The 19,061-nt window shown below is 61.0% G+C and carries 15 protein-coding genes and 1 riboswitch; of the genes, 4 read left to right on the top strand and 11 right to left on the bottom strand.

From position 1 onward, the window contains the following. Positions 1 to 463 precede the first annotated feature (463 nt). Together ACOJSI_RS10575 and ACOJSI_RS10570 are read left to right on the top strand one after the other, a co-directional pair. Positions 464 to 970 carry a cupin domain-containing protein gene (locus tag ACOJSI_RS10575; protein WP_420138247.1) on the top strand — a complete coding sequence of 169 codons (507 nt, stop codon included), beginning with the start codon at positions 464 to 466 and terminating at the stop codon, positions 968 to 970. A gap of 419 nt (positions 971 to 1,389) precedes the next feature. Continuing rightward, a complete protein-coding gene (locus tag ACOJSI_RS10570; RefSeq protein ID WP_420138246.1) occupies positions 1,390 to 3,240 on the top strand; it encodes a M1 family metallopeptidase in 1,851 nt (616 codons plus the stop codon). 60 nt (positions 3,241 to 3,300) lie between these two features. Here the strand turns inward: ACOJSI_RS10570 and ACOJSI_RS10565 are convergent, their stop codons facing one another. From ACOJSI_RS10565 to ACOJSI_RS10540, 6 genes are all read right to left on the bottom strand, one after another. Further along, positions 3,301 to 3,846 (bottom strand): GNAT family N-acetyltransferase, encoded by a 546-nt coding sequence (locus ACOJSI_RS10565; RefSeq protein ID WP_420138245.1) that lies wholly within the window; start codon positions 3,844 to 3,846, stop codon positions 3,301 to 3,303. 6 nt (positions 3,847 to 3,852) lie between these two features. Further along, positions 3,853 to 5,568: a gamma-glutamyltransferase gene (gene ggt / locus ACOJSI_RS10560; protein WP_420138244.1), complete on the bottom strand. Its 1,716-nt coding sequence runs from the start codon at positions 5,566 to 5,568 to the stop codon at positions 3,853 to 3,855. 64 nt (positions 5,569 to 5,632) lie between these two features. Further along, a complete protein-coding gene (locus tag ACOJSI_RS10555; protein WP_420138243.1) occupies positions 5,633 to 8,329 on the bottom strand; it encodes a TonB-dependent receptor plug domain-containing protein in 2,697 nt (898 codons plus the stop codon). A gap of 569 nt (positions 8,330 to 8,898) precedes the next feature. Continuing rightward, positions 8,899 to 9,396: a flavin reductase family protein gene (locus ACOJSI_RS10550; protein WP_420138242.1), complete on the bottom strand. Its 498-nt coding sequence runs from the start codon at positions 9,394 to 9,396 to the stop codon at positions 8,899 to 8,901. A 207-nt stretch (positions 9,397 to 9,603) separates the two neighbouring features. Beyond that, the gene (locus ACOJSI_RS10545; RefSeq protein WP_420138241.1) at positions 9,604 to 10,632 is read right to left on the bottom strand and encodes a methionine synthase; all 1,029 of its coding nucleotides are present in this window, start codon (positions 10,630 to 10,632) and stop codon (positions 9,604 to 9,606) included. A gap of 29 nt (positions 10,633 to 10,661) precedes the next feature. Beyond that, positions 10,662 to 11,648, bottom strand: coding sequence for a DUF1852 domain-containing protein (locus tag ACOJSI_RS10540; RefSeq protein WP_420138240.1), 987 nt, complete (start codon positions 11,646 to 11,648; stop codon positions 10,662 to 10,664). A gap of 120 nt (positions 11,649 to 11,768) precedes the next feature. Next, positions 11,769 to 11,986: riboswitch (cobalamin riboswitch) on the bottom strand. Positions 11,987 to 12,380: 394 nt separating this feature from the next. Between ACOJSI_RS10540 and ACOJSI_RS10535 the strand changes: the two genes are divergently transcribed. Further along, positions 12,381 to 13,547 carry an alpha/beta hydrolase gene (locus ACOJSI_RS10535; protein WP_420138239.1) on the top strand — a complete coding sequence of 389 codons (1,167 nt, stop codon included), beginning with the start codon at positions 12,381 to 12,383 and terminating at the stop codon, positions 13,545 to 13,547. On the opposite strand, the gene ACOJSI_RS10530 is transcribed toward ACOJSI_RS10535, so the two are convergent. Continuing rightward, positions 13,509 to 13,913 carry a teicoplanin resistance protein VanZ gene (locus ACOJSI_RS10530; protein ID WP_420138238.1) on the bottom strand — a complete coding sequence of 135 codons (405 nt, stop codon included), beginning with the start codon at positions 13,911 to 13,913 and terminating at the stop codon, positions 13,509 to 13,511. The genes ACOJSI_RS10535 and ACOJSI_RS10530 overlap by 39 nt on opposite strands. 79 nt (positions 13,914 to 13,992) lie before the next feature. On the opposite strand from ACOJSI_RS10530, the gene ACOJSI_RS10525 reads away from it, so the two are divergent. Then, positions 13,993 to 14,919: an XdhC family protein gene (locus ACOJSI_RS10525; protein ID WP_420138237.1), complete on the top strand. Its 927-nt coding sequence runs from the start codon at positions 13,993 to 13,995 to the stop codon at positions 14,917 to 14,919. Positions 14,920 to 14,937: 18 nt separating this feature from the next. On the opposite strand, the gene rpmE is transcribed toward ACOJSI_RS10525, so the two are convergent. The 4 genes from rpmE to bamA all read right to left on the bottom strand — a co-directional run bounded on the left by rpmE (position 14,938) and on the right by bamA (position 18,994). Then, the gene (gene rpmE, locus ACOJSI_RS10520) at positions 14,938 to 15,168 is read right to left on the bottom strand and encodes a 50S ribosomal protein L31 (RefSeq protein WP_420138236.1); all 231 of its coding nucleotides are present in this window, start codon (positions 15,166 to 15,168) and stop codon (positions 14,938 to 14,940) included. An 81-nt stretch (positions 15,169 to 15,249) separates the two neighbouring features. Beyond that, complete coding sequence (gene fabZ, locus ACOJSI_RS10515; RefSeq protein ID WP_420138235.1) at positions 15,250 to 15,723, bottom strand: 3-hydroxyacyl-ACP dehydratase FabZ; 474 nt, start codon at positions 15,721 to 15,723, stop codon at positions 15,250 to 15,252. After that, positions 15,723 to 16,310, bottom strand: a complete 588-nt coding sequence (locus tag ACOJSI_RS10510; RefSeq protein ID WP_420138234.1) for an OmpH family outer membrane protein — start codon at positions 16,308 to 16,310, stop codon at positions 15,723 to 15,725. Before ACOJSI_RS10510 ends, fabZ begins: the two co-directional genes overlap by 1 nt. Then, entirely contained in the window at positions 16,310 to 18,994 is a 2,685-nt protein-coding gene (gene bamA / locus ACOJSI_RS10505; protein WP_420138272.1) for an outer membrane protein assembly factor BamA, read from the bottom strand. Before bamA ends, ACOJSI_RS10510 begins: the two co-directional genes overlap by 1 nt. Positions 18,995 to 19,061: the final 67 nt, after the last annotated feature.

Below are 19,061 nucleotides of genomic sequence, written 5' to 3'. Positions count from 1 at the left end.
TTGGAATCGGTAAGTCGCTGATAGCAAGCAAGCTGCCAGATCTGACCCAATTGTCCTCCGATGAAGCGGCCGCCAACCTGCTGGATGGTTGGGCTAAGCGTCCTCGTTGCAAGAGGCGATTGGCCGTTGACGCATACCGATAGGGGATCGAGTCCCAGTATTCTCGACGGCTGCAAGACAGTGTTCCTGCATTCAGCGCGGGGGACGCAAATGCGAACTGTGGGCGTGACGGGTGCGCTCGACTGGCCACGCCCAGCTTACCTTTACTGATCGCTCGAGACAGCTTTGAATTTCACTCAAAGTTCTGTGAATTCTTAAGAGAACAGACACAGCCATAAGCCGCTACATAGAGGATCGAGAGCGACAGCAAGGTCTCGAAAGACGGTTTCGCAAACTTGGCGTGCGGTGCCGACGACGTGTGTCCCGCGCATGCCTCTCGCTGTTCGAAAAGAAAGGTTCTGGCATGTCTCCCAAAACGACCTTCAACGCCACTCCGGCGGAATACCGCTTCCTAGGCGTGGACATGAGGATCTTGCTGACCGGTGAAGAGACCGGCGGGCAGTTCACCATGATCCATGGGACGATGCCGCCAGGGGGAGACGGTGGGTTGCACGTTCATGCACGGGAAGACGAAAGCATGACCATGCTTGAAGGCGCGCTCGAGGTTACCATTGGCAACATGACTTTCCGATTGGAGGCAGGCCAGTCCTATTTCGCGCCGCGTGGCATCCCACATCGGCTTCGAAACACAGGATCAACCCCCGCGCGCAGTCTTCTCGTCACTACCCCGGGCGGCTTCGACGCGTTCGTCCGAGAAGCGGGCACACCGCTTCCCCTGGCTTCCGACCGCCCAGAACAGCCGCCGACTGCGGAGCAGATGCAGGCACTCATGCAACTGGCCGCACGCCACGGGATCACCGTGCTCGAGCCTCCATCGCCTCAGAGCCCGGCTAGCGCTCTTCCGATTTAGCTGCGGGCTGCGCTCCGACAATTGCAAGCAGGAGCAACGCCCATGGGAGTACGGCGCGACCGCCGTCTCGTGCTCCACGCCGCTCCTTTAGGAGGTAATTGAGCCAGACAGCCACGCTGTCCGATCAATCCTTTTGTGGCCTAGACCGACCGGCAGGGAGAAGCCGCGGCCGCCGGATCTTCCCTGCTCCCGCGACTTGTGGGAACTATGCCGCTCACCATCCGCCTCGATCGATCGTGTCCCTTGCCGATCCGCCAAGGTGCGGTAACGTGAATGACACTTTCCCAAGAGGGCAACCTATGCCGATCGCGCGACTGGCCTGCACCCTGGCGATGATGGCGTCGTCAACCGCTGTTTTGTGCCAGTCCTCAGGCTATGACCCTGTTGAGACCTTCGCCCCGCTCGACCTGCCTACTCCCGTGAGCACCACGCGCGGGCCGAGCGGCGTTCCGGGGCCTGCTTATTGGCAGAACCGGGCTGACTACGACATTCGCGCAACGCTTGATCCGAATACCAAATCGATCCGCGGCGAGGAGGTCATCACCTACGCCAACAACAGTCCTGACACTTTGGGCGTGCTGTGGCTCCAACTCGACCAAAACGTCTACCGCGCTGATTCCCGCAGTAAGGCGGCAGAAGGTATGGCGGGTCGGCCGGGGAGGTTCGACGGCCAGACGCAGGGTATCATCATCGATCGGGTCGAGGTGCTGGACGGTGATAGTGCCCAGATTGCGGCCTATCTCGTCACCGATACGCGAATGCAGGTGCGGCTGACACATGGGCTGCCCGGCCACAGCGCGGCCAAGCTGCGTGTCCGATGGCATTATCAAATTCCCGGCACGTTCGGCGGCCGAACAGCCTGGGGCAATGCCAAGGCAGGTGAGATTTACGACATCGCGCAATGGTATCCGCGCATGGCGGTCTATGACGACCAGCGCGGCTGGGACACGGCGCCCTATCTGGCGCAGGAATTCTACCTGGATTACGGCAATTTCGATTATGCGATCACGGCGCCCGCCAACATGATCGTCGCCGGCTCCGGAGAACTGCAAAATCCGGCAGAGGTGCTGACAGCCATCCAACGCGAACGGCTCGCTCGCGCGAAATCCAGCGATGCAACCATCGCTATCATAAGCCCTTCGGAGGCCGGCACGGCCGCAATCCGCCCTAAGCAAGATGGCACGCTCACCTGGCGTTTCCGCATGGAGAATAGCCGCGACGTCGCTTTCACGGCGTCCCCCATATTCGCCTGGGATGCCGCGCGCGTGAACCTTCCGAATGGCAAAAGCGCGCTGGCGATGTCGGTCTATCCGGCGGAGTCCCAAGGGCGCGACCGTTGGGGGCGATCAACGGAATATCTGAAGCACGCGCTCGAAGAATTCTCTCGGCGCTGGTATCCCTATCCTTGGCCCGTCGCGGTCAACGTCGCCGGGCCAGCCAGCGGCATGGAATATCCGGGTATTATCTTTGATGGCATCGATGACGCCGGTAAGGACCTTTTCTGGATCACCGCCCATGAAATCGGGCACAGCTGGTTCCCGATGATCGTCGGTTTCGACGAGCGACGCAATGCCTGGATGGACGAGGGCTTCAACACCTTCATCGACGTTTATGAAAGCGACGCCTTCAATCGGGGCGAATATGGCCCGAAGCGCGACAGCGAATATACTCCGGGTGGCGGTAATCCGGTCGACGAGATCCTGCCGGTCCTTGCCGATCCGGCCGCGCCACCGATCCTCTCCCGATCCGACACCGTGGTCGAGAAATACCGCCACCCCGTGACCTATTTCAAATCCGCGCTCGGCTTGGTGCTGTTACGCGAACGGATCCTCGGGCCAGAGCGGTTCGATCCGGCGTTCCGGCACTTCATCGCCGTCTGGGCCTACAAGCACCCGACGCCTTCTGACTTCTTCCGCGCGATGGAGAGCGAAGCGGGTGAAGATCTCTCCTGGTGGTGGCGCGGCTGGTATTTCAACAACTGGCAGATGGACTTGGCTATTTCCAAACTCGGCTATGTCGATAATGACGCTAGCCATGGTGCGCTGGTGACCGTCGAAGCCCGCGACAAGCTGATCATGCCGACGACGTTGAGGCTCGAATTCAGGGACGGCTCCCGTCGTGACATCGCCCTCCCCGTGGAAACATGGATCCGGCAGAAAGCGACCACGTTCTTCGTGGATAGCAAAATACCGATCGCCTCGGCGACGATCGATCCGGATCATCAACTTCCAGACCGGGATCGATCGAACAACCGCGCCACGCCGCGGTAGCCGGCCAATCGACTGCCAGGTCCGCGCGATCCGGAGCCTCGGGAAGCGCTCGCCCGAAGCTCAATCCTGCGCCAGCGACTTGCCCATGCGGATCAGGGGCACGCGGATGCCGTTGATCGCGGCGGAGGAGATATGTTCGATCGGCTCGTACCCGCAGGCGCGATAGAGCGGCTCGCCCGACAAGGTCGCCATCATCTCCGCCCGGCGGAAGCCGTAGTCTCTGGCGGCGTTCTCACAAAGGTCCATCACCAGCCGCCCGACGCCCTGCCGCGCGAAAGCCGGATCGGTGTACATTGCCCTGATGCGTGCAGCATCCCGCGCCGGATCAAGGGCCACTGGCGCACGCGCAACCACGCTGTCGTCGCCGCCATATAAGGTGGCGCGAAAGCTCCACCCTCCGCATCCCGCAAGGGCGCCGCTCCGCTCGACGATGAAATAGGTCTGGTCTTGGATGAGCTGGGTATCCAGGCCCATAACCTGGTGGCTCGCCGACACCTGCTCCGGGGTCAGGAAGTCGGTCTGCAACCGTGCTATCGCCCGCGCCATCAGCGTCCGCAGCGCGTCCAGATCTTCAAGCTGTGCCAGTCGATGGGTGAAGTCGCTCATCCGCGCTCAATAGCCCTTGGCATTGCCCGTGCGAATGCGGGGATCGATCGAGCCGTAAAGACGGTTAGCGCCGATCGGCTTGCCATCGGCGGAAGGCGCGCCCATCAGGATAGCCGCGATCTGGTTGCCGTAGGGCATCTCTTCCAGCTTATGACCCTTCGCTTCCAGGACGGCCTTTGTATCCGCGGTGAACGCAAAGCTTTCATAGCCAACCTGATCGGGCAGCCATTGTTCATGAATGCGGGGGGCGTCGATCGCTTCCTGCAGCGTCATGCCGAAGTCGATCACATTCATGATCACCTGCAGCGTGGCACTGGGAATGCGGCTGCCGCCTGGCGTCCCGACCACCATGGCGAGCTTGCCGGCACGTGTGACGATCGTCGGCGTCATCGAGCTCAACGGGCGTTTGCCGGAGGCAATCGCGTTGTTGGTACCCTCGACCAAGCCGAACATGTTCGGTACGCCGGGCTTTGCGGAAAAATCGTCCATCTCGTCGTTGAGCAGGATGCCGGTGCCTGGTGCCGTCAACCGCGCTCCGAACCAGTCGTTCAGCGTATAGGTGACCGAGACCGCATTCCCCTGCGCATCGACGACGGAATAGTGGGTCGTGCTCTGCCCTTCGTGCCCACCCCCGACGCCGGCTAGGTTCGCCGAAGGTGTCGCGCGATCCGGATCGATCCCCGCCCGCAATGTTGCGGCATAAGCCTTGTCGACGAAGCGGCTGACGTCCGCCTTCACAAACGCCGGATCGCCCAGATTCAGGTTCCGGTCGTGATAGGCGCGACGAAACGCCTCGATCAGATAATGCGTCCCTTGCGCGCTGTGGAAGCCCAACTGGCGGATCGGATAACCCTCGACGATGTTGAGCGTCTCGCACAGAACAACGCCGCCTGAGCTTGGCGGAGGGGCCGAGATCATGTGCCACCCCCGATAATCGCATTCCAGCGGCTTGCGCTCGCGTGCCTTGTAGGCAGCGAAGTCCGCCGCGGCCATGATCCCGCCATGCGTATGCGACGCCGCTACGATGGCGGCTGCGATAGGGCCCTGGTAGAAAGCGCCCGCTCCGTCTTGGGCAATCCGCTCGAGGCTGCTGGCGAGATCCGCCTGCACTAGCCGCTCGCCCGGCTGCCAGGCTTGGCCGGCGTGCGTGAAAATGGCGGCGCTTGGTGCGTCCTTGCGGAAATCGTTCAACCCCTCAGCAAGAAAGTCGGCATCGGCCTGATCGAGGAGAAAGCCCTCCCGGGCGAGCTGGATGGCTGGCGCCATCAGAGTGGCGCGCATCTTCGTGCCGTAGGCCTCGCGCGCCAGTTCCAGCCCGGCGACGGTTCCCGGGATCGCCACCGCCTTGTAGCCACGGGTTGAAAGCCCCGGAATCACATTGCCCTGTGCATCCTGGTAAAGCGTTGCGGTTGCGCCGGTTGGCGCAGTCTCGCGAAAATCGATGAACGTCGCCCGGCCGTCATGGAAACGGATCGTCATGAAGCCGCCGCCGCCGATATTGCCCGCCTCCGGAAAGGTAACCGCCAGCGCATAACCGACCGCGACCGCTGCATCGATCGCGTTGCCACCCTGCTTCAGAATGTCGAGCCCGGCTTCGGTCGCGAGATGGTGGGCGGATACGATCATGCCGTGCTCGGCCGCCACCGGCATGGGCGACGCGGCGCTCGCCGGCACCGCCGCTACGATCAGCAACGCCATGGAGGCTACCGTCAGGCTGCGCATGCCCCTCCCCTCGTAAATTGGGGGGCAAGAGCCCCCCCAAAAGGTTGATCATGATCGTGTCGGATCAGAATTTCACCCGCAAGCGGACATAATAGAAGCCACCATTGATCCCGAAGGGGCCGCCATTGCGCGGATATACCTGGCCATCCGCCGTGCTGTTGGTCAGCGCATAGATCGGATTGTACGTGCTTGCCCGGATCTTCGTTGGGTATGTGTCGAACAGGTTGCTGGCGCCCAGTGTCAGCGTGTAATGTTCGGCGAAGGTGTAGCTTATGTCGAGGTCGGTCGTCCATTTGGCGCCGAACTTCTGCCCTACCGTAGTGTTGCCGGCCGCGTCCTTGACCGTTGGATAGTCGACAGCGTTGACCCACCAGCCCCAGTAGTTTTCGCGCACGTTGAAGGTGAAGCCACCGCTCGACCACGCTGCCGATACATTCCCGCGATGGTTTGGCGCGAGATGCTTGATGTTGATGATCTGGGCGGTGCTGATTACGTTGGGATCGGTGCTCAACACAGTGCTCTTGTTATAGTTATAGGCGAGCGTCATGTTGAGAGAACCGCCAGCGAGAGGGGTTCGATAGGATCCGACCACGTCGACGCCCTGCGTACGCGTGTCGAGGCCGTTGGTAAAATAGCTCACATTGCCGCCGACGCCGACTGCGGCCAGCCCCGGGTTGGCCGCGACGTCCGCTGCACTGACGGCGAATGGCTGCGAGATGAAGATCCGGTTCTTCACCTTGATGTTGTAATAATCGATTGCCAGTGAGGCGCCGCTGGTCGGCGTCAACACGGTACCCACGCCAAAATTGGTCGACTTTTCCGGCTTCAGCGGCTTCGCGCCATAATATTGGGCGATCGGATTATCGACCGGATAGGTGCCGGTCTGCACCTGGTTCCCGCTGATGAAGTTGGTCGTCAGGATCGAAACGTGGGATTGGCCTGGCGAAGGCGCGTGGAAGCCGGTGCCGACGGTCCCGCGCAGCGAGAACCAAGGCGTCGCCTTCCAGATGGCGTTGATCTTGCCGACATCGGCATTACCGAAATTGCTGTAATGTTCGTGCCGCCCCGCGATCCCGACGGTCAGCGTCTGGGTGATGTCGGTCTCAGCACCGCCATAGAGGCCCCAGCTCTTCTGGCTCCATGAACCTGCCGCCTGCGGGCTCGTGCCGCCATAGCCGCTCGCCGCAGGCGATTGTGCGGACGAGGTGCCAGTCTGGGTAAAGACGCCGCTACCCGGAGAGGTTTCGGTATAGAGCGGCACCGACGTGGCGAACGGGCCGGCAGCATAGGATTGCTCGTCTCCCGTAGTCGCCTTGTAGGTTTCCCGGCGATATTCGGCACCACCCGAAAGCGTGATCGGGCTCGCGAAGCCGACTTCCAGCGGATAGGTCAGATCCAGATTGGCGTTGGCCTCCTTCTGGATCAGATCGCCGAACTCGAAGCTCGTCTGGGTCGCGGGCCCGTAGGACGGGCTCAGCGAACCGTACATCGACAGCGACAGCACGTTGCGGCTGAGCGAGCCCGACAGGTCATAGGTCAGCCCGTTCTCGAACTTGCCCTTGTAGCCCACCGTTCCGTACGCCTGCTTCGTTACGCCGACGAAGCGGGGCGTGAAGCCCGCGGGATAGAGGTTGGCGGCGCTGAACGTCTGCCCATTTGCAAGGAAGCCGCCTGTCGGGCAGGTCGGGTTGCCGGTCGGGCACGGCGTCAGATAGACGGGATTGTACGATCCGTTGCGGCCGTTGGTGGTGGTGGTGGTCGTCGTGCCGTCGTCAATGACCAAGCCCGGCACGGTGATCGGCGGCCGATAATTGAAGCTTTGGTCGGTGTGCGAGCGCGCGATGTTAAGGACAGCGTACAGCTCGCTGTCGGGCGTGACGTCGAACCCTGCATTACCCAGGATCTTGTAACCGTGCGTCGGTGACGAACCCCATATCTGAGCCGGGCCGGGATAATTGGGGATTTGGTCCGCCAGGCTGGGATTGAGCGTGGCGAACGTTGCCGCCGTCGGCCTCGTCTTGCCACGGCTCGTGCCCAGATCGTCATTATATTCCGCAGCGACGTTGATGAAGCCACGCTCGCCCAGCTTGACGCCTACGTCACCGGCGACCTGACGACTGTCACCGTCATTCTTATAATATTGCCCCCAGCGGCCCTGCAGCTCGAACCCCGCATCGCGGCGCAGCCCGTAATTGAGCACACCTGCGATCGCATCGGAGCCATATTGCGCGGTGGCACCGTCACGCAGAACTTGCAGATTATTGATGGCGATCGCCGGGATGGCCGAAAGATCGGCCGCCTGTGCACCATAAGACAGGCCTGTGTCGCCGCCGGAATAGACCTGCACCAACGCGGAGCGATTATAACGCTTCCCGTTGAGCATCACGAGCACCTCGTCGCCGGGAAGGCCGCGCAATGACGGCGAGCGCACGAAGCTGGAGGCGTCGGCGATCGTATTCTGCGCGACGAAGAATGAGGGAACGATGTTCTTGAGGGAGTCGAGGATATTCGCCGACGGCTGAGTCTGAAGATCGGCGGAGCTGATCACATCAACGGGAGACGCGGAATTGGTTAGCGTGCGATCGGTGCGGCGGGTGCCAATTACCACAACCTCTTCGGATCGATCCGCTGTCTGACTGGCCGCTGATACCGTAGTGATTTCCTGCGCATATACGGGTTCAGACCCAGCACTGCAAATAATGAATGATGTTCCTGCGAGAAGAATAGTACGCGTAATTCGCTGTTTAAGAATCCTCTTCATACGAGTCCCCCGAGCTGAATTAGCCCGCCCGACATCCTGTCCCTAATGACTAGGTGCAATTTTGATTCTTATGCGTGAAAGGTTACGCCGCGCCTAAAAGCTGTCAATTGACAGAAAGATCCATTCGCATTTTTTGCAAACATAGGTCGCACAGCCATCACCCGCGTCGGTTTTTACCTCTTGGGCTTACCGACGACTGTGTTTTTTCTGCAAAGGTCAAAGCTTTTTTGGGCCGCTGCGCAAACTGTTACGGAAGTGTTGCATTCTGGTATCGGTAGGGCCGATTCGGGCTTAGCTGGTTCGGCATATCGGATTTGATGCGGACAAGCGTATCGCCCGGATTGGCACCGGATCATTCCAAGCGATACTTTGGATTGCGCCATTCATGCCAAGCACCGCGGCTCTGGAGAAGCGGAGAGAATTGCCGCTTTTGCACCGGCTGCGTGGGCTGCCCGCCGATCTGATCCGCATCCGGCGGCCAGCGCGTGAACGGCCGATGTCGCAGCCCGTCAGAACCGCGAAGCGCAAGCAGCACCGATTGACGTCGTCACGCCTGTGGGGCGGATGGGCTACACTATGGGCGTTAGCGTGTGAAAGGCACTGGAGTGAAAGACGAGCGGCATGATCCCCTGAGCTGTTGCCGCGCGATGAAGACGCAAGAGGATGATGTCATGATCGCCGGCGGTGATTTCCCGCTCGATCGAACATTCCAGCCAAGCCCCCGCATTCGCCAGAAACAGAGCGCCGTGAGGCGTCACTTCATAGTCCAGCCCCGAAAAGCGATTGCCGCTCTTCTGTCCCAGCTGCCGCGCCGCCGGAGCATGGCTGTCACCTAGGAACGAGATCCCGATGTACGGGAAGGCACGCAGCTGCTGCCAGGTCGCAGAGCCGTGCTTGATGCAGACCGATACCAAGGGCGGCGTTATCGAAATAGCAACGAATGCACTTGCGGTCATGCCGATCGGTTGCCCCTGATCCATGACGCACAGCGCGGTGACGCCGGTCGGGAATCGGCCGAACAGATGCCGCAAATCTGCATCGTCACAGATGTGACTCAAAACGTTCATCGGGAATATCCAGGCTGCGCGTTACGGACGATGGCAAGGAAGATCACGGCTCGTCCGCGAAAAGTTCGGCTGACAGGTCTGGCAGGCGCGTCGAGACATGACTGATATCGGCTCTCGCCACCCTGCCGCAGCCGTCGCTTCGACAAGACCGATGGCCGCGACCAGGCTCCGCGCCGATCTTGCAGACCCAACCCGCTGGATTGGAGCTCAGGCTGTCAGCTCCTTTCGGACGATCTCCGCACCCGCGCCCAACGCCTTCAGCTTGCCCCTCGCTACATCACGAGAGAGAGGCGCCATGCCGCAATTCGTGGCGGGATAAAGTTTGTCGGCATCGACGAACCGCAGCGCATTGCGCAGGGTATCAGCAACCTGTTCAGGGGTCTCGATCGTGTCGGTTGCCACGTCGATCGCACCAACCATCACCTTCTTGCCCCGAATGAGTTCGATCAAATCCATCGGGACGCGAGAATTCTGGCATTCCAGCGAGATGATGTCGATCTTCGACTTCAGCAGATTGGGGAAAGTCTCCTCATACTGGCGCCACTCGGAGCCTAGCGTCTTCTTCCAATCGGTGTTCGCTTTGATGCCGTAACCGTAGCAGATGTGCACAGCGGTTTCCGCCTTCAGCCCTTCGGCGGCCTTTTCCAATGTGGCGATCCCCCAATCGTTGGCCTCATCGAAGAAGACGTTGAACGCAGGCTCGTCGAATTGGATGATGTCGACGCCGACGGCCTCCAACTCCCTCGCTTCATCGTTCAGGATCCTGGCAAATTCCCAGGCCAGCTTCTCGCGGCTCCGATAATAATCGTCGTAGAGCGTATCGATCATCGTCATCGGACCCGGCAGCGTCCACTTGATAGGCTGATCGGTCTGCCCGCGCAGGAACCTCGCATCTTCGACAAAGACCGGCTGGGGGCGCGCGACGGGGCCGACGACGGTCGGTACGCTGGCATCATAGCGATTGCGGATCCTGACGACCTCGCGCTTCGCGAAGTCGACCCCGCTCAAATGCTCGATGAAGGTCGTGACGAAATGCTGGCGCGTCTGTTCGCCATCGCCGACTATGTCGATGCCCGCCTGGCGCTGATCATCCACCGCCAGTCGCAGCGCATCCTGCTTGCCCGCAATCAGTTCCTCGCCTTCCAGCTTCCACGGCGACCACAGCGTCTCGGGCTGCGCAAGCCAGGAGGGTTTCGGGAGACTGCCCGCGGTCGTCGTCGGCAACAATGTCGTCATGATGGATTACCTTGTAGCGTTTGGGGTGATCAGAGGCCGCAGGTCGCGGACCACTGCTCCAGCATCGCGCGGTGCGGTTTTATGAAATGTTCTTCGGCGAACTTCCCCTGTTCGACGGCAAGCCTGCTGCGCTCCTCGCGATCGTAGACGATGCGGGTCAGGGAATAGTCCTGATACCTCAGGCTCGGTTGATAATGTTCAGCCGCTACCGAATTGGCGTTGTAGATTTCCGGGCGGTAAATCTTCTGGAAGGTCTCCATCGTACTGATGGTGCTGGCAAGTTCGATATTGGTGTAGTCGCTGACCAGATCGCCAATGTGGTAGAACGCCAGCGGAGCAACGCTGTGCGGCGGCATGAAATACCGCACCTTCATCCCCATCTTTCCGAAATATTCGTCGGTGGGAGAGAATTTGTCGTTCTTATACTCGACCCCGAGGATAGGGTGCGCGTTCGCGGTCCGATGGTAGACCTCCTTGCTCGATACGCTTAGACAAATGACCGGGGGTTTGCTGAAATTATCCTGGTAAGCCTTCGATCTGAGGAAGTGCTTGAACAGATTTCCGTGAAGATCGCCGAACTGGGCCGGTGCGCTGCCATTTCCGTTCTGCCTGAGATGATCCGGCAGTACGACGCTGAAATCATAATCGCGTACGTAGGATGAGAAATTATTTCCGACGACGCCTTCGATGCGTTCGCCCGTCTGTTTGTCGATAACGATTGTCTGGAGGATTTCGATCAGCGGAAACGCATCGCCGCTCTCGTTCCCGCCGATACTCAGCGCGGCCGAGATGATCTTGAGTTCCACGGCGTAACGATCCCCCGCCGGATTGTCCCAGTGCATCAGCGAATTGAAGCGATGATCGATCATCACCAACGTATTCCGTAAATTTTCTCGACGGCTTTCTCCGCGTGCGAGATTCGCGAAGTTGGTGGTGATCCGCGTGTTGTCGGCAGGACGATATTCCTCGTCGAACGGGATGCTGCTTATCGTGAATGTGAAGCCGCTATTCGTCATGACTCACCTGCTTTGCAGGACAAGGGCCGAGGAAGAGCGCGCAGGGCGTAAGCAGGCCTGGATGGCCCGAGCCACAAGCCTTGCGTCAAGCGCGATCCACCGGAGGAACCCCCGTCCGAGGAACGTTATCGCGTCGGAGGCAGGTCTCCTGGCTCACGGGTCAACGCGGTGGCTCCGGCCTTCCCGGACTTCGAAAAGCCCAGTGACACGAATGGAACCGCCGCTCACCGCTCACAGTTGCGGGGGCAGCGCCGGATTCTGCCCAAAGGGCACCACCGGCTTCCCATCTTAGCCTCATTCCATGACTGGAGTGAGGAACCTCGACATACGGATTCAACACGATCGCCGGGTGCCTGTCAATCCAGATATAAAGATATCTTTATATCGTTATACAGCCGGCGATGAATTCAGTGTGCGTTGCGCGTTGCAGAGCCGACACCTCACAAAGGACGCCCTACCTGGGTGATGCCGCCGTTATAGTACGCTTTTCCGTCGCTCGGCAGGCTCGCATGGAGCCGAGGCTCTCGACGATCTACAGCTGAGTTGGATTGTCGAAGTGACGGCGGCTGCGATCTTCCTTGCTAGCTACGCGCAGACCAATTACCTCCCATCAGGTCGATCTGGCCGCGCGGGACGCCTGCTGCGGGACGATGGAGGCAGGGCCATCTGGTAGCCTGCCGAAAATATTTCGGACGGGATCGTTCCGAAGGCCCGCTCTCATTGGAGTTCTGTTTGACCCACATCCTCTATCGCTCTCCGGCGCTAGAGGTACGGCACGTCCCTGCCGGCGATGGACGCCGGCAGGTGGTGACCTTTGACTCCTATCATGAGCAGCCCGGGGTCGACCGTCCCGGCTTCGGCGAGGCCTTCTTCGCGGGGGAGAACGTTGGCGCCATCCACATCCTATCGCATAGTAATGACTGGTTTCAACATACTGACATACCAGAGGTTCTTTCGATCATCCGCGACGTTTGTGGCAAGTCCGATCGCCTGCTTACCTATGGATCCAGTATGGGCGGTTATGCGGCCCTCCGCTTTGCCTCCGCCCTTGGCGCGGGAGCCGCGCTGGCATTGTCGCCGCAATATTCCGTGGATCCGCGCAAAGCGCCCTTCGAAACGCGCTGGGCATCGGATCGCCGGCGCATCCGCTTTATCGACAGCCTTGAAGGCGCGATCCAGCCAGTCCCGTTGATGGTGGTCGCCTATGATCCCAGCCTGCCCGAGGATCGGGAGCATGTGCATTGTCTAGCCCGCGAGATATCCGAGCTGCAGACCCTCCCGCTGCCGTTTGCCGGCCACCCCGTCGGCCCTTTCTTGCAGGACGTCGAATTGCTGCGCGCCACGGTGCTCGACGTGCTCGAGGGACGCTTCGATGCCGAACGTTACCGGCTTTCCGCGCGTAGCCAGGCACGGCATTCGCCCCATTGGCTCGCCAATCTGGCTGAGCGCCACCCGCGCGCGACCGGCGGCCGCGACATTGCCCTTGCGCGTCGTGCTGTTGCGCTGGCGCCGGACCGCCCGAACCTTCACGACATACTCGCCCGCCGGCTTGCCGCGGCAGGCCATTATGCCGAGGCGGTGGAGGCCCATCACAAGGCCATCGCGATTGAACCGATCGTCGATTATTTGTGGGGGCTGAGTAAAACCCTGGTTGCCAGCGGTGACGTTGCGGCGGCGCTGATCGTAGCGGAGCGCATGCGCGCGCTTGCACCGAGTGTGGCTGGCTACCATGCTTGGGCCGCCAAACTCTACGAGGCGCAGGGCGACATCCTATCTGCGCTGGCCGCCATCGAAGAGGCCGTTCGACATGATCGCACCAACTTGCGGTACCGATCGATGGCACTCGGCCTCCGATCGAAGTTACAATTCAGGCGTCTGCGCGCGCTGATCCGGCGCTAGCTCGCTCGCCTCGCGGTGCCGCTTCGCCAGCCACGCAATCGGCCACGCCAGGACGAGCCCGACGACGATGGCGAACACGTCCGCAAACCAGTCGTCCCACTCCGCATCGCGGTGGATGAACGGCACCGCCTGGCTGAGTTCGATGAAGGCGCCGAATGCAGCCAGCAACGCGAACAGGGGCAAAACGGCCAATTTCGGGTAAGCCGCACGGGCCAGAAAAGTGATCGTGAAGAAGGCCAGCATATGATTCAGCTTGTCCCACGCGGCGATGTGCGGCGCCTCCGCGCTGGGCAGGATCGCAGACACATAGGCGATGATGACGGCGAGCCAGAAGGCGAACACGAACATGCGTCGTAGTGCGGACATTTTGGCGCCATGCCCTTTCCCGACGCCGGCGTAAACCCAGGCAATTGCTCGGCCTGTCGAGCAGGTGCAAAGGACACACATGAAGCAAACGAATGAGCTCGATCGCCTGATTTCTGCAGCCCGAAGCTGGGCGCCGGCGAAGATGGCGCTCGCGACAGTCACCGCCACCTGGGGCTCGGCGCCGCGACCGCGCGGCAGCCACATGCTCGTTCACGAAGACGGGCGATTTGAAGGGTCGGTGTCCGGTGGATGCGTCGAAGGCGAAGTGCTGCACGCGGCCGCGGAAACGATCGCCGACCGCCGGACTCGTCATCTGGAATATGGCGTCGCCGATGATAGTGCCTGGGCGGTAGGATTGCCGTGCGGTGGCCATATCGAGGTTTTGGTGCAACCCGTAGGAGCGGACGGTTTTCGCCCTGAACTGATCGACGCCATGGCCGAGGCGCGCGCCACCGGAACCACGCTGCAACTGACAACGGACCTGGCAAGCGGCGATACACGCATCGGGGATGACGCCGGTGAGGGACGCTTCGTCAATCGCTACGCCCCGCCCCGCCGCCTGCTGATCGTGGGCGCGGTGCAGATTGCCCAATCCCTGGCGTCGATCGCGCGTGATCTTGATATCGTGCCCACGCTGATCGATCCGCGCGGACGTTTTCTCACGGAGGAGCGTTTCCCGGGCGCTACCCTGGACGATCGCTGGCCGGACGAAGCCATCGCGGCGCAGCGTCCTGACGAGGCGACGGCGATCATCACCCTCAGCCACGATCCCAAGATCGATGATCCGGCGTTGATAGCGGGGCTTCGTTCGCCAGCGGGCTATATCGCAGCGCTTGGCTCACGCCGCAGTCATGCCAAGCGCATCGAGCGCCTGATGGCCGCCGGCTTCAGTGAAACGGATTTGCAGCGCATCGACGCGCCGGCTGGCCTCGCCATCGGCGCGCACGGTCCGGCCGAGATCGCTTTGTCGATCGCTGCTGGTATGATCCAGGCGTTCCGACGCTAGCCGGAACGCCCGAACAGCTTACTTCTTGCCGATCGAGAGACCGCCAAAGCGCTTGTTGAAGCGCGCCACCTGGCCGCCCTGGTCGAGCAGCTGCGTCTTACCGCCGGTCCAAGCGGGGTGCACGGTCGGATCGATGTCCAGCTGCAGCGTATCGCCTTCCTTGCCCCAGGTGGAGCGCGATTCGAATACGGTGCCGTTCGTCATCTGAACCTTGATGACATGATAATCGGGATGGATATTCTTCTTCATATGACAATGTCCTGAAATGGCTGGTTTCCGACCAGCCGGAGGAAGCGCGCCCTTAACGGCTGCGCGCACAAAATGAAAGGGTTAAGCGGCCTTGGGCGGATCGGCGATCATTGCCGTGAAATTCGCCTGCGCAACCAGCTTGCCTTCGATCAGGGCACGACCGGCGAATTTGCACACCGTCGCCCGCTTTTGGACGAACTCGACCTCCAGCCGCAGCAGGACGCCTGGCTCTACCGGCGCGCGGAACTTCGCCTCGTCGATCGCCATAAAATAGACGAGCTTACCCGACCCTGCGAGCCCCAGGCTCTCGACCGCGAGAACGCCGGCTGCCTGCGCCAGCGCCTCGACGATCAAGACGCCCGGCATGATTGGCCGGCCTGGAAAATGGCCTTGGAAAAAGCCTTCGTTGATCGTCACAGCCTTGATCGCGGCGATACGCTCGTCAACGACGAGTTCCTCGACGCGATCAACCAACAGCATCGGATAACGGTGCGGCAGCGCCGCCATGACGCGCCCGATATCGAGCGGGCCGAGCACTGCTGCCGCGTCCGTCATTAACGACCCGCGCCAGCCGCGGGTGCGGCCTGCTGCTGCGGAAGCGTGATGCTGGGGTTCGGGAACGACGCATCGAGGCGCTGGATCACCAGAGCCGTCACGTCGCCCGACGGATCGGCTGCGAGAACCGAGCCCTTGGGTACGACCACATCCGCTTTACGCTCGACGCGGATCTGCTCGGCGATCGGCCCGACCTTGTCGACGATCTGCGACTGGACATAGCGTCCGACCGTCTGAACTTCCTGATCCAGCTGGTTCAAGGCTTCCTGCGCAGCCTGCGCGCGCTCACCCGCCTGGTTGGCGGCAGTCACAGCCGCCTGGGCCGGCTGCACGCCGGGCTTGGCCGCGGCACGGATCGCGTTAACCTGCGTCTGATAGCTCTGCGCAGCCGTCGTGAAGGCGGTGTTCCGCTGCTGCAGCTGCGTGTCATACTTAGCGTGAAGCTGCGTATTGCCACTCTTCGCGGCGGCGGAATCGCTGAACACACGGCCGAAATCAACCGTCAGCACGGTGCCCGCGGCGAACGCGGGGGCAGAAGCGGCGGCGAACAACGCCGCGGCCGCTGACAGCTTGAGCAAGGTCTTCATCAGAATTGGGTCCCTACGTTGAAAGTAAACAACTTCGTATCGTCGCCCTTACGCTTGACCAGGGCCTTGGCCACGTCGATTCGGAACGGACCGAACGGCGAGTTCCAGTTTACGCCGATACCCACCGATACGCGCGGCTTCCACGTGTCGCCAAGGAACAATTCTTTGAACGCGGAAGTTCTGTCCCCGTTGGGCGTAAGGCCGGCCGGGCAAGCAGTACCCGGAGCAACGGTCTGCGAAGGCAGGGTGATAGTATCCGTCGTGTTGGCGTCGACGCATGTGCGCTGATTATTGGCGTCGAGCGTCTCGCGGAATTGACCCGTCGGGCCCGTATCGATGAGATTGGGCTTAGTCACGCCGAATACCGAGCCGATATTCGCGAAGATCGACGGCCGGATGCCCAGTTCCTTGACCGCATTGCCCATGGGCAACTGCGCTTCGAGCCTGCCGAAGTAATAAGCCCGCCCGCCGAGCGCATCGTCCTGCACTTGATTGCGAGCCGTATTCAACGTGCCGTCGCTATTATAGGGCGCGCGAATAACGCGCGGTCCCAAGCCGCGAATATCGAAGCCGGCAAATTCCGGCTGCCCCAGATAGAAACGGTCGGTCAGACGGATCTTGTCGATGCCCAGGCCCTTCCGGCCTTCGAGCGAATAGACATAACCGGCCTCGGCGTTGGCCGAGAGCGTAAAGCCGATGACGTTCCAATATTTATGGCCTTCAGCCTTTGTGCGGATGTAGCGTACGCTGCCGCCCAGCCCGGCGAGATCCTGGCTGATGTAAAAGCGCTCACCCGACGTAGGATGGACGCGATCATTCAAATTGTCGAAAACGAGGCTGTAGCCCAACGACGACGTCAATCGTTTCCCAACCGCGTCGCAAAGATAACGTCCAGCGCGGAACGGGTCGCACTGCAGCGGCGCATTGGGGTCGAGCGTACCATCTGCGCTATAGCGCGAATAGAAAGTCGACTTGTCGAGCGAAACGTCGTCATTGCTCAGGCCATAACGCAGCGCGACCGTCCAGAACTCGGTCAGCGGGACGCCGGCCCGCACCTGGAAGCCGAGGGTGGATTCGTTGTAAGTCGTATTACGATCATTCTGATTGTAGCTGAACGAGTTATAGTCGCGCCGGAAGACGTCGACGCCCAGCGCAATATTATGATCGAACAAATAAGGCTCGGTGAAACCCAAGTTCACCGACTTCGAATAGATCGAATAGTCGACGCCGGCGCGAACTTCCTGGCCCTTGCCCATCAGGTTCGACTGCGCGATCTGCGCGCTGACGATGAACTTCTCGAGGCTCGAATAGCCGGCCGACACCTGCAGCGATCCGGTCGATTTCTCTTCCAGGTTGGTCTCCAGGACGACGCGATCGGGCGCGCTGCCCTGCTTCTGTTCAATCTCCAGCTTGTCCTGGAAGAAGCCCAGACTCTGAATGCGATCGCGCGAACGCTTCACACGGAAACCGTTGAAAGCATCACCTTCCGCCAAACGGAATTCGCGCCGCACCACCTTATCGCGGGTGATCGTATTCCCGTTGATGTTCACCGCTTCCACATAAACGCGCGGAGCATCCGCGAGCTGGAAGGTGATCGTCATCGTCTTCGCGTCTTTGTCGCGATCGAACTTCGGGCTCACGTCGGCAAAGGCGTAGCCAAGGATGCCGGCCGTCTCGGTCAACGCGTCGACCGTATCTTCTACCGTCTTGGCGTTATACCACTGCCCCGCCTTGATCTTGACGAGATATTGCAGCGCCTCCGGCCGCAGATCACGGATCGCGCTCTCCACCTTGGGCGCACCGAATTTGTAGCGATCCCCCTCGTCCACCACGTAGGTGATGATGAAGTCGCGCTTGTCCGGGGTCAGTTCGGCGACCGCCGACACGACGTGGAAGTCGGCATAACCCTGCGTCAGGTAGAATTGCCGCATCTTCTGCTGATCATATGCCAGACGATCGGGGTCGTAGCTGGTGCCGCTCGAGAAGATGTGGAGCAGGCTGGCCGTCTTCGTCGCCATTTCGGCGCGCAGACGGCTGTCCTTGAAATGCTCGTTGCCGATGATGTTGATGCTGCGCACGCGCGATTTCGCGCCTTCGTGAATTTCAAACACGACGTCGACGCGGTTCTGATCGAGCAGCACCATCTTCGGCTCGACGGTCGCGGCATAGCGCCCCTGGCGCTTGTACAGTTCGATGATGCGCGCCACGTCCGCGCGCGCCTTGGATCGGGTAAAGATCTGGCGCGGCGCGAGCTTGATCTCCGGACGGATCTTGTCTTCCTTGATCCGCTTATTGCCCTCCAGCACGATCCGATTGATCACCGGATTCTCGCGCACCTGCAGGACGATATTGCCGGTGTCCGCACCCGCAATCTGCACGTCCGCGAACAATTCGGACGCATACAGATCCTTCAGCGCCTGATCGAGCGTCTCGCGGGTGAACGGATCGCCCGGCCGCAACTTGATGTAGGAACGGACCGTGTCCGGCTCCAACCGCTGGTTGCCCGTCACGTTGATCGAATGGATGATGCCGGAACCCGGCTGCGGCGCCGACGCTGCGGGGGCGGCCGGCGGCGCTGTCACGGGCGCAGGTGCCTGCGCGAAGGCCGGCACGCCCGCAAGCATCGTGCCTATCAATAGTGCACTTGCCAGCCGGCCAGATGTACGTCGCCCGTCGCTGGTCATGAATTCCGTCACGCAACCCCGCCCTTCAACCAAGATGTGCTTTGAGCCAGGGCCCTCGGCCGGCGCT

It is taken from the genome of Sphingomonas sp. (assembly GCF_048595155.1).
Classification (GTDB): domain Bacteria; phylum Pseudomonadota; class Alphaproteobacteria; order Sphingomonadales; family Sphingomonadaceae; genus Sphingomonas_I.
The sequence above is the reverse complement of the archived record's forward strand: the minus strand, read 5'-3'. Positions and strand labels throughout refer to the sequence as shown.

Excerpts from the sequence above, each read along its gene's own strand:
- fabZ (WP_420138235.1), bottom strand. The coding sequence starts at position 15,723 with ATGACGGACGCGGCAGCAGTGCTCGGCCCGCTCGATATCGGGCGCGTC.
- ACOJSI_RS10525 (WP_420138237.1), top strand. The coding sequence starts at position 13,993 with ATGAAGCAAACGAATGAGCTCGATCGCCTGATTTCTGCAGCCCGAAGC.
- ACOJSI_RS10565 (WP_420138245.1), bottom strand. The coding sequence starts at position 3,846 with ATGAGCGACTTCACCCATCGACTGGCACAGCTTGAAGATCTGGACGCG.
- ACOJSI_RS10530 (WP_420138238.1), bottom strand. The coding sequence starts at position 13,913 with ATGTCCGCACTACGACGCATGTTCGTGTTCGCCTTCTGGCTCGCCGTC.
- ggt (WP_420138244.1), bottom strand. The coding sequence starts at position 5,568 with ATGCGCAGCCTGACGGTAGCCTCCATGGCGTTGCTGATCGTAGCGGCG.
- bamA (WP_420138272.1), bottom strand. The coding sequence starts at position 18,994 with ATGACCAGCGACGGGCGACGTACATCTGGCCGGCTGGCAAGTGCACTA.
- rpmE (WP_420138236.1), bottom strand. The coding sequence starts at position 15,168 with ATGAAGAAGAATATCCATCCCGATTATCATGTCATCAAGGTTCAGATG.
- ACOJSI_RS10555 (WP_420138243.1), bottom strand. The coding sequence starts at position 8,329 with ATGAAGAGGATTCTTAAACAGCGAATTACGCGTACTATTCTTCTCGCA.
- ACOJSI_RS10540 (WP_420138240.1), bottom strand. The coding sequence starts at position 11,648 with ATGACGAATAGCGGCTTCACATTCACGATAAGCAGCATCCCGTTCGAC.
- ACOJSI_RS10550 (WP_420138242.1), bottom strand. The coding sequence starts at position 9,396 with ATGAACGTTTTGAGTCACATCTGTGACGATGCAGATTTGCGGCATCTG.
- ACOJSI_RS10575 (WP_420138247.1), top strand. The coding sequence starts at position 464 with ATGTCTCCCAAAACGACCTTCAACGCCACTCCGGCGGAATACCGCTTC.
- ACOJSI_RS10510 (WP_420138234.1), bottom strand. The coding sequence starts at position 16,310 with ATGAAGACCTTGCTCAAGCTGTCAGCGGCCGCGGCGTTGTTCGCCGCC.
- ACOJSI_RS10545 (WP_420138241.1), bottom strand. The coding sequence starts at position 10,632 with ATGACGACATTGTTGCCGACGACGACCGCGGGCAGTCTCCCGAAACCC.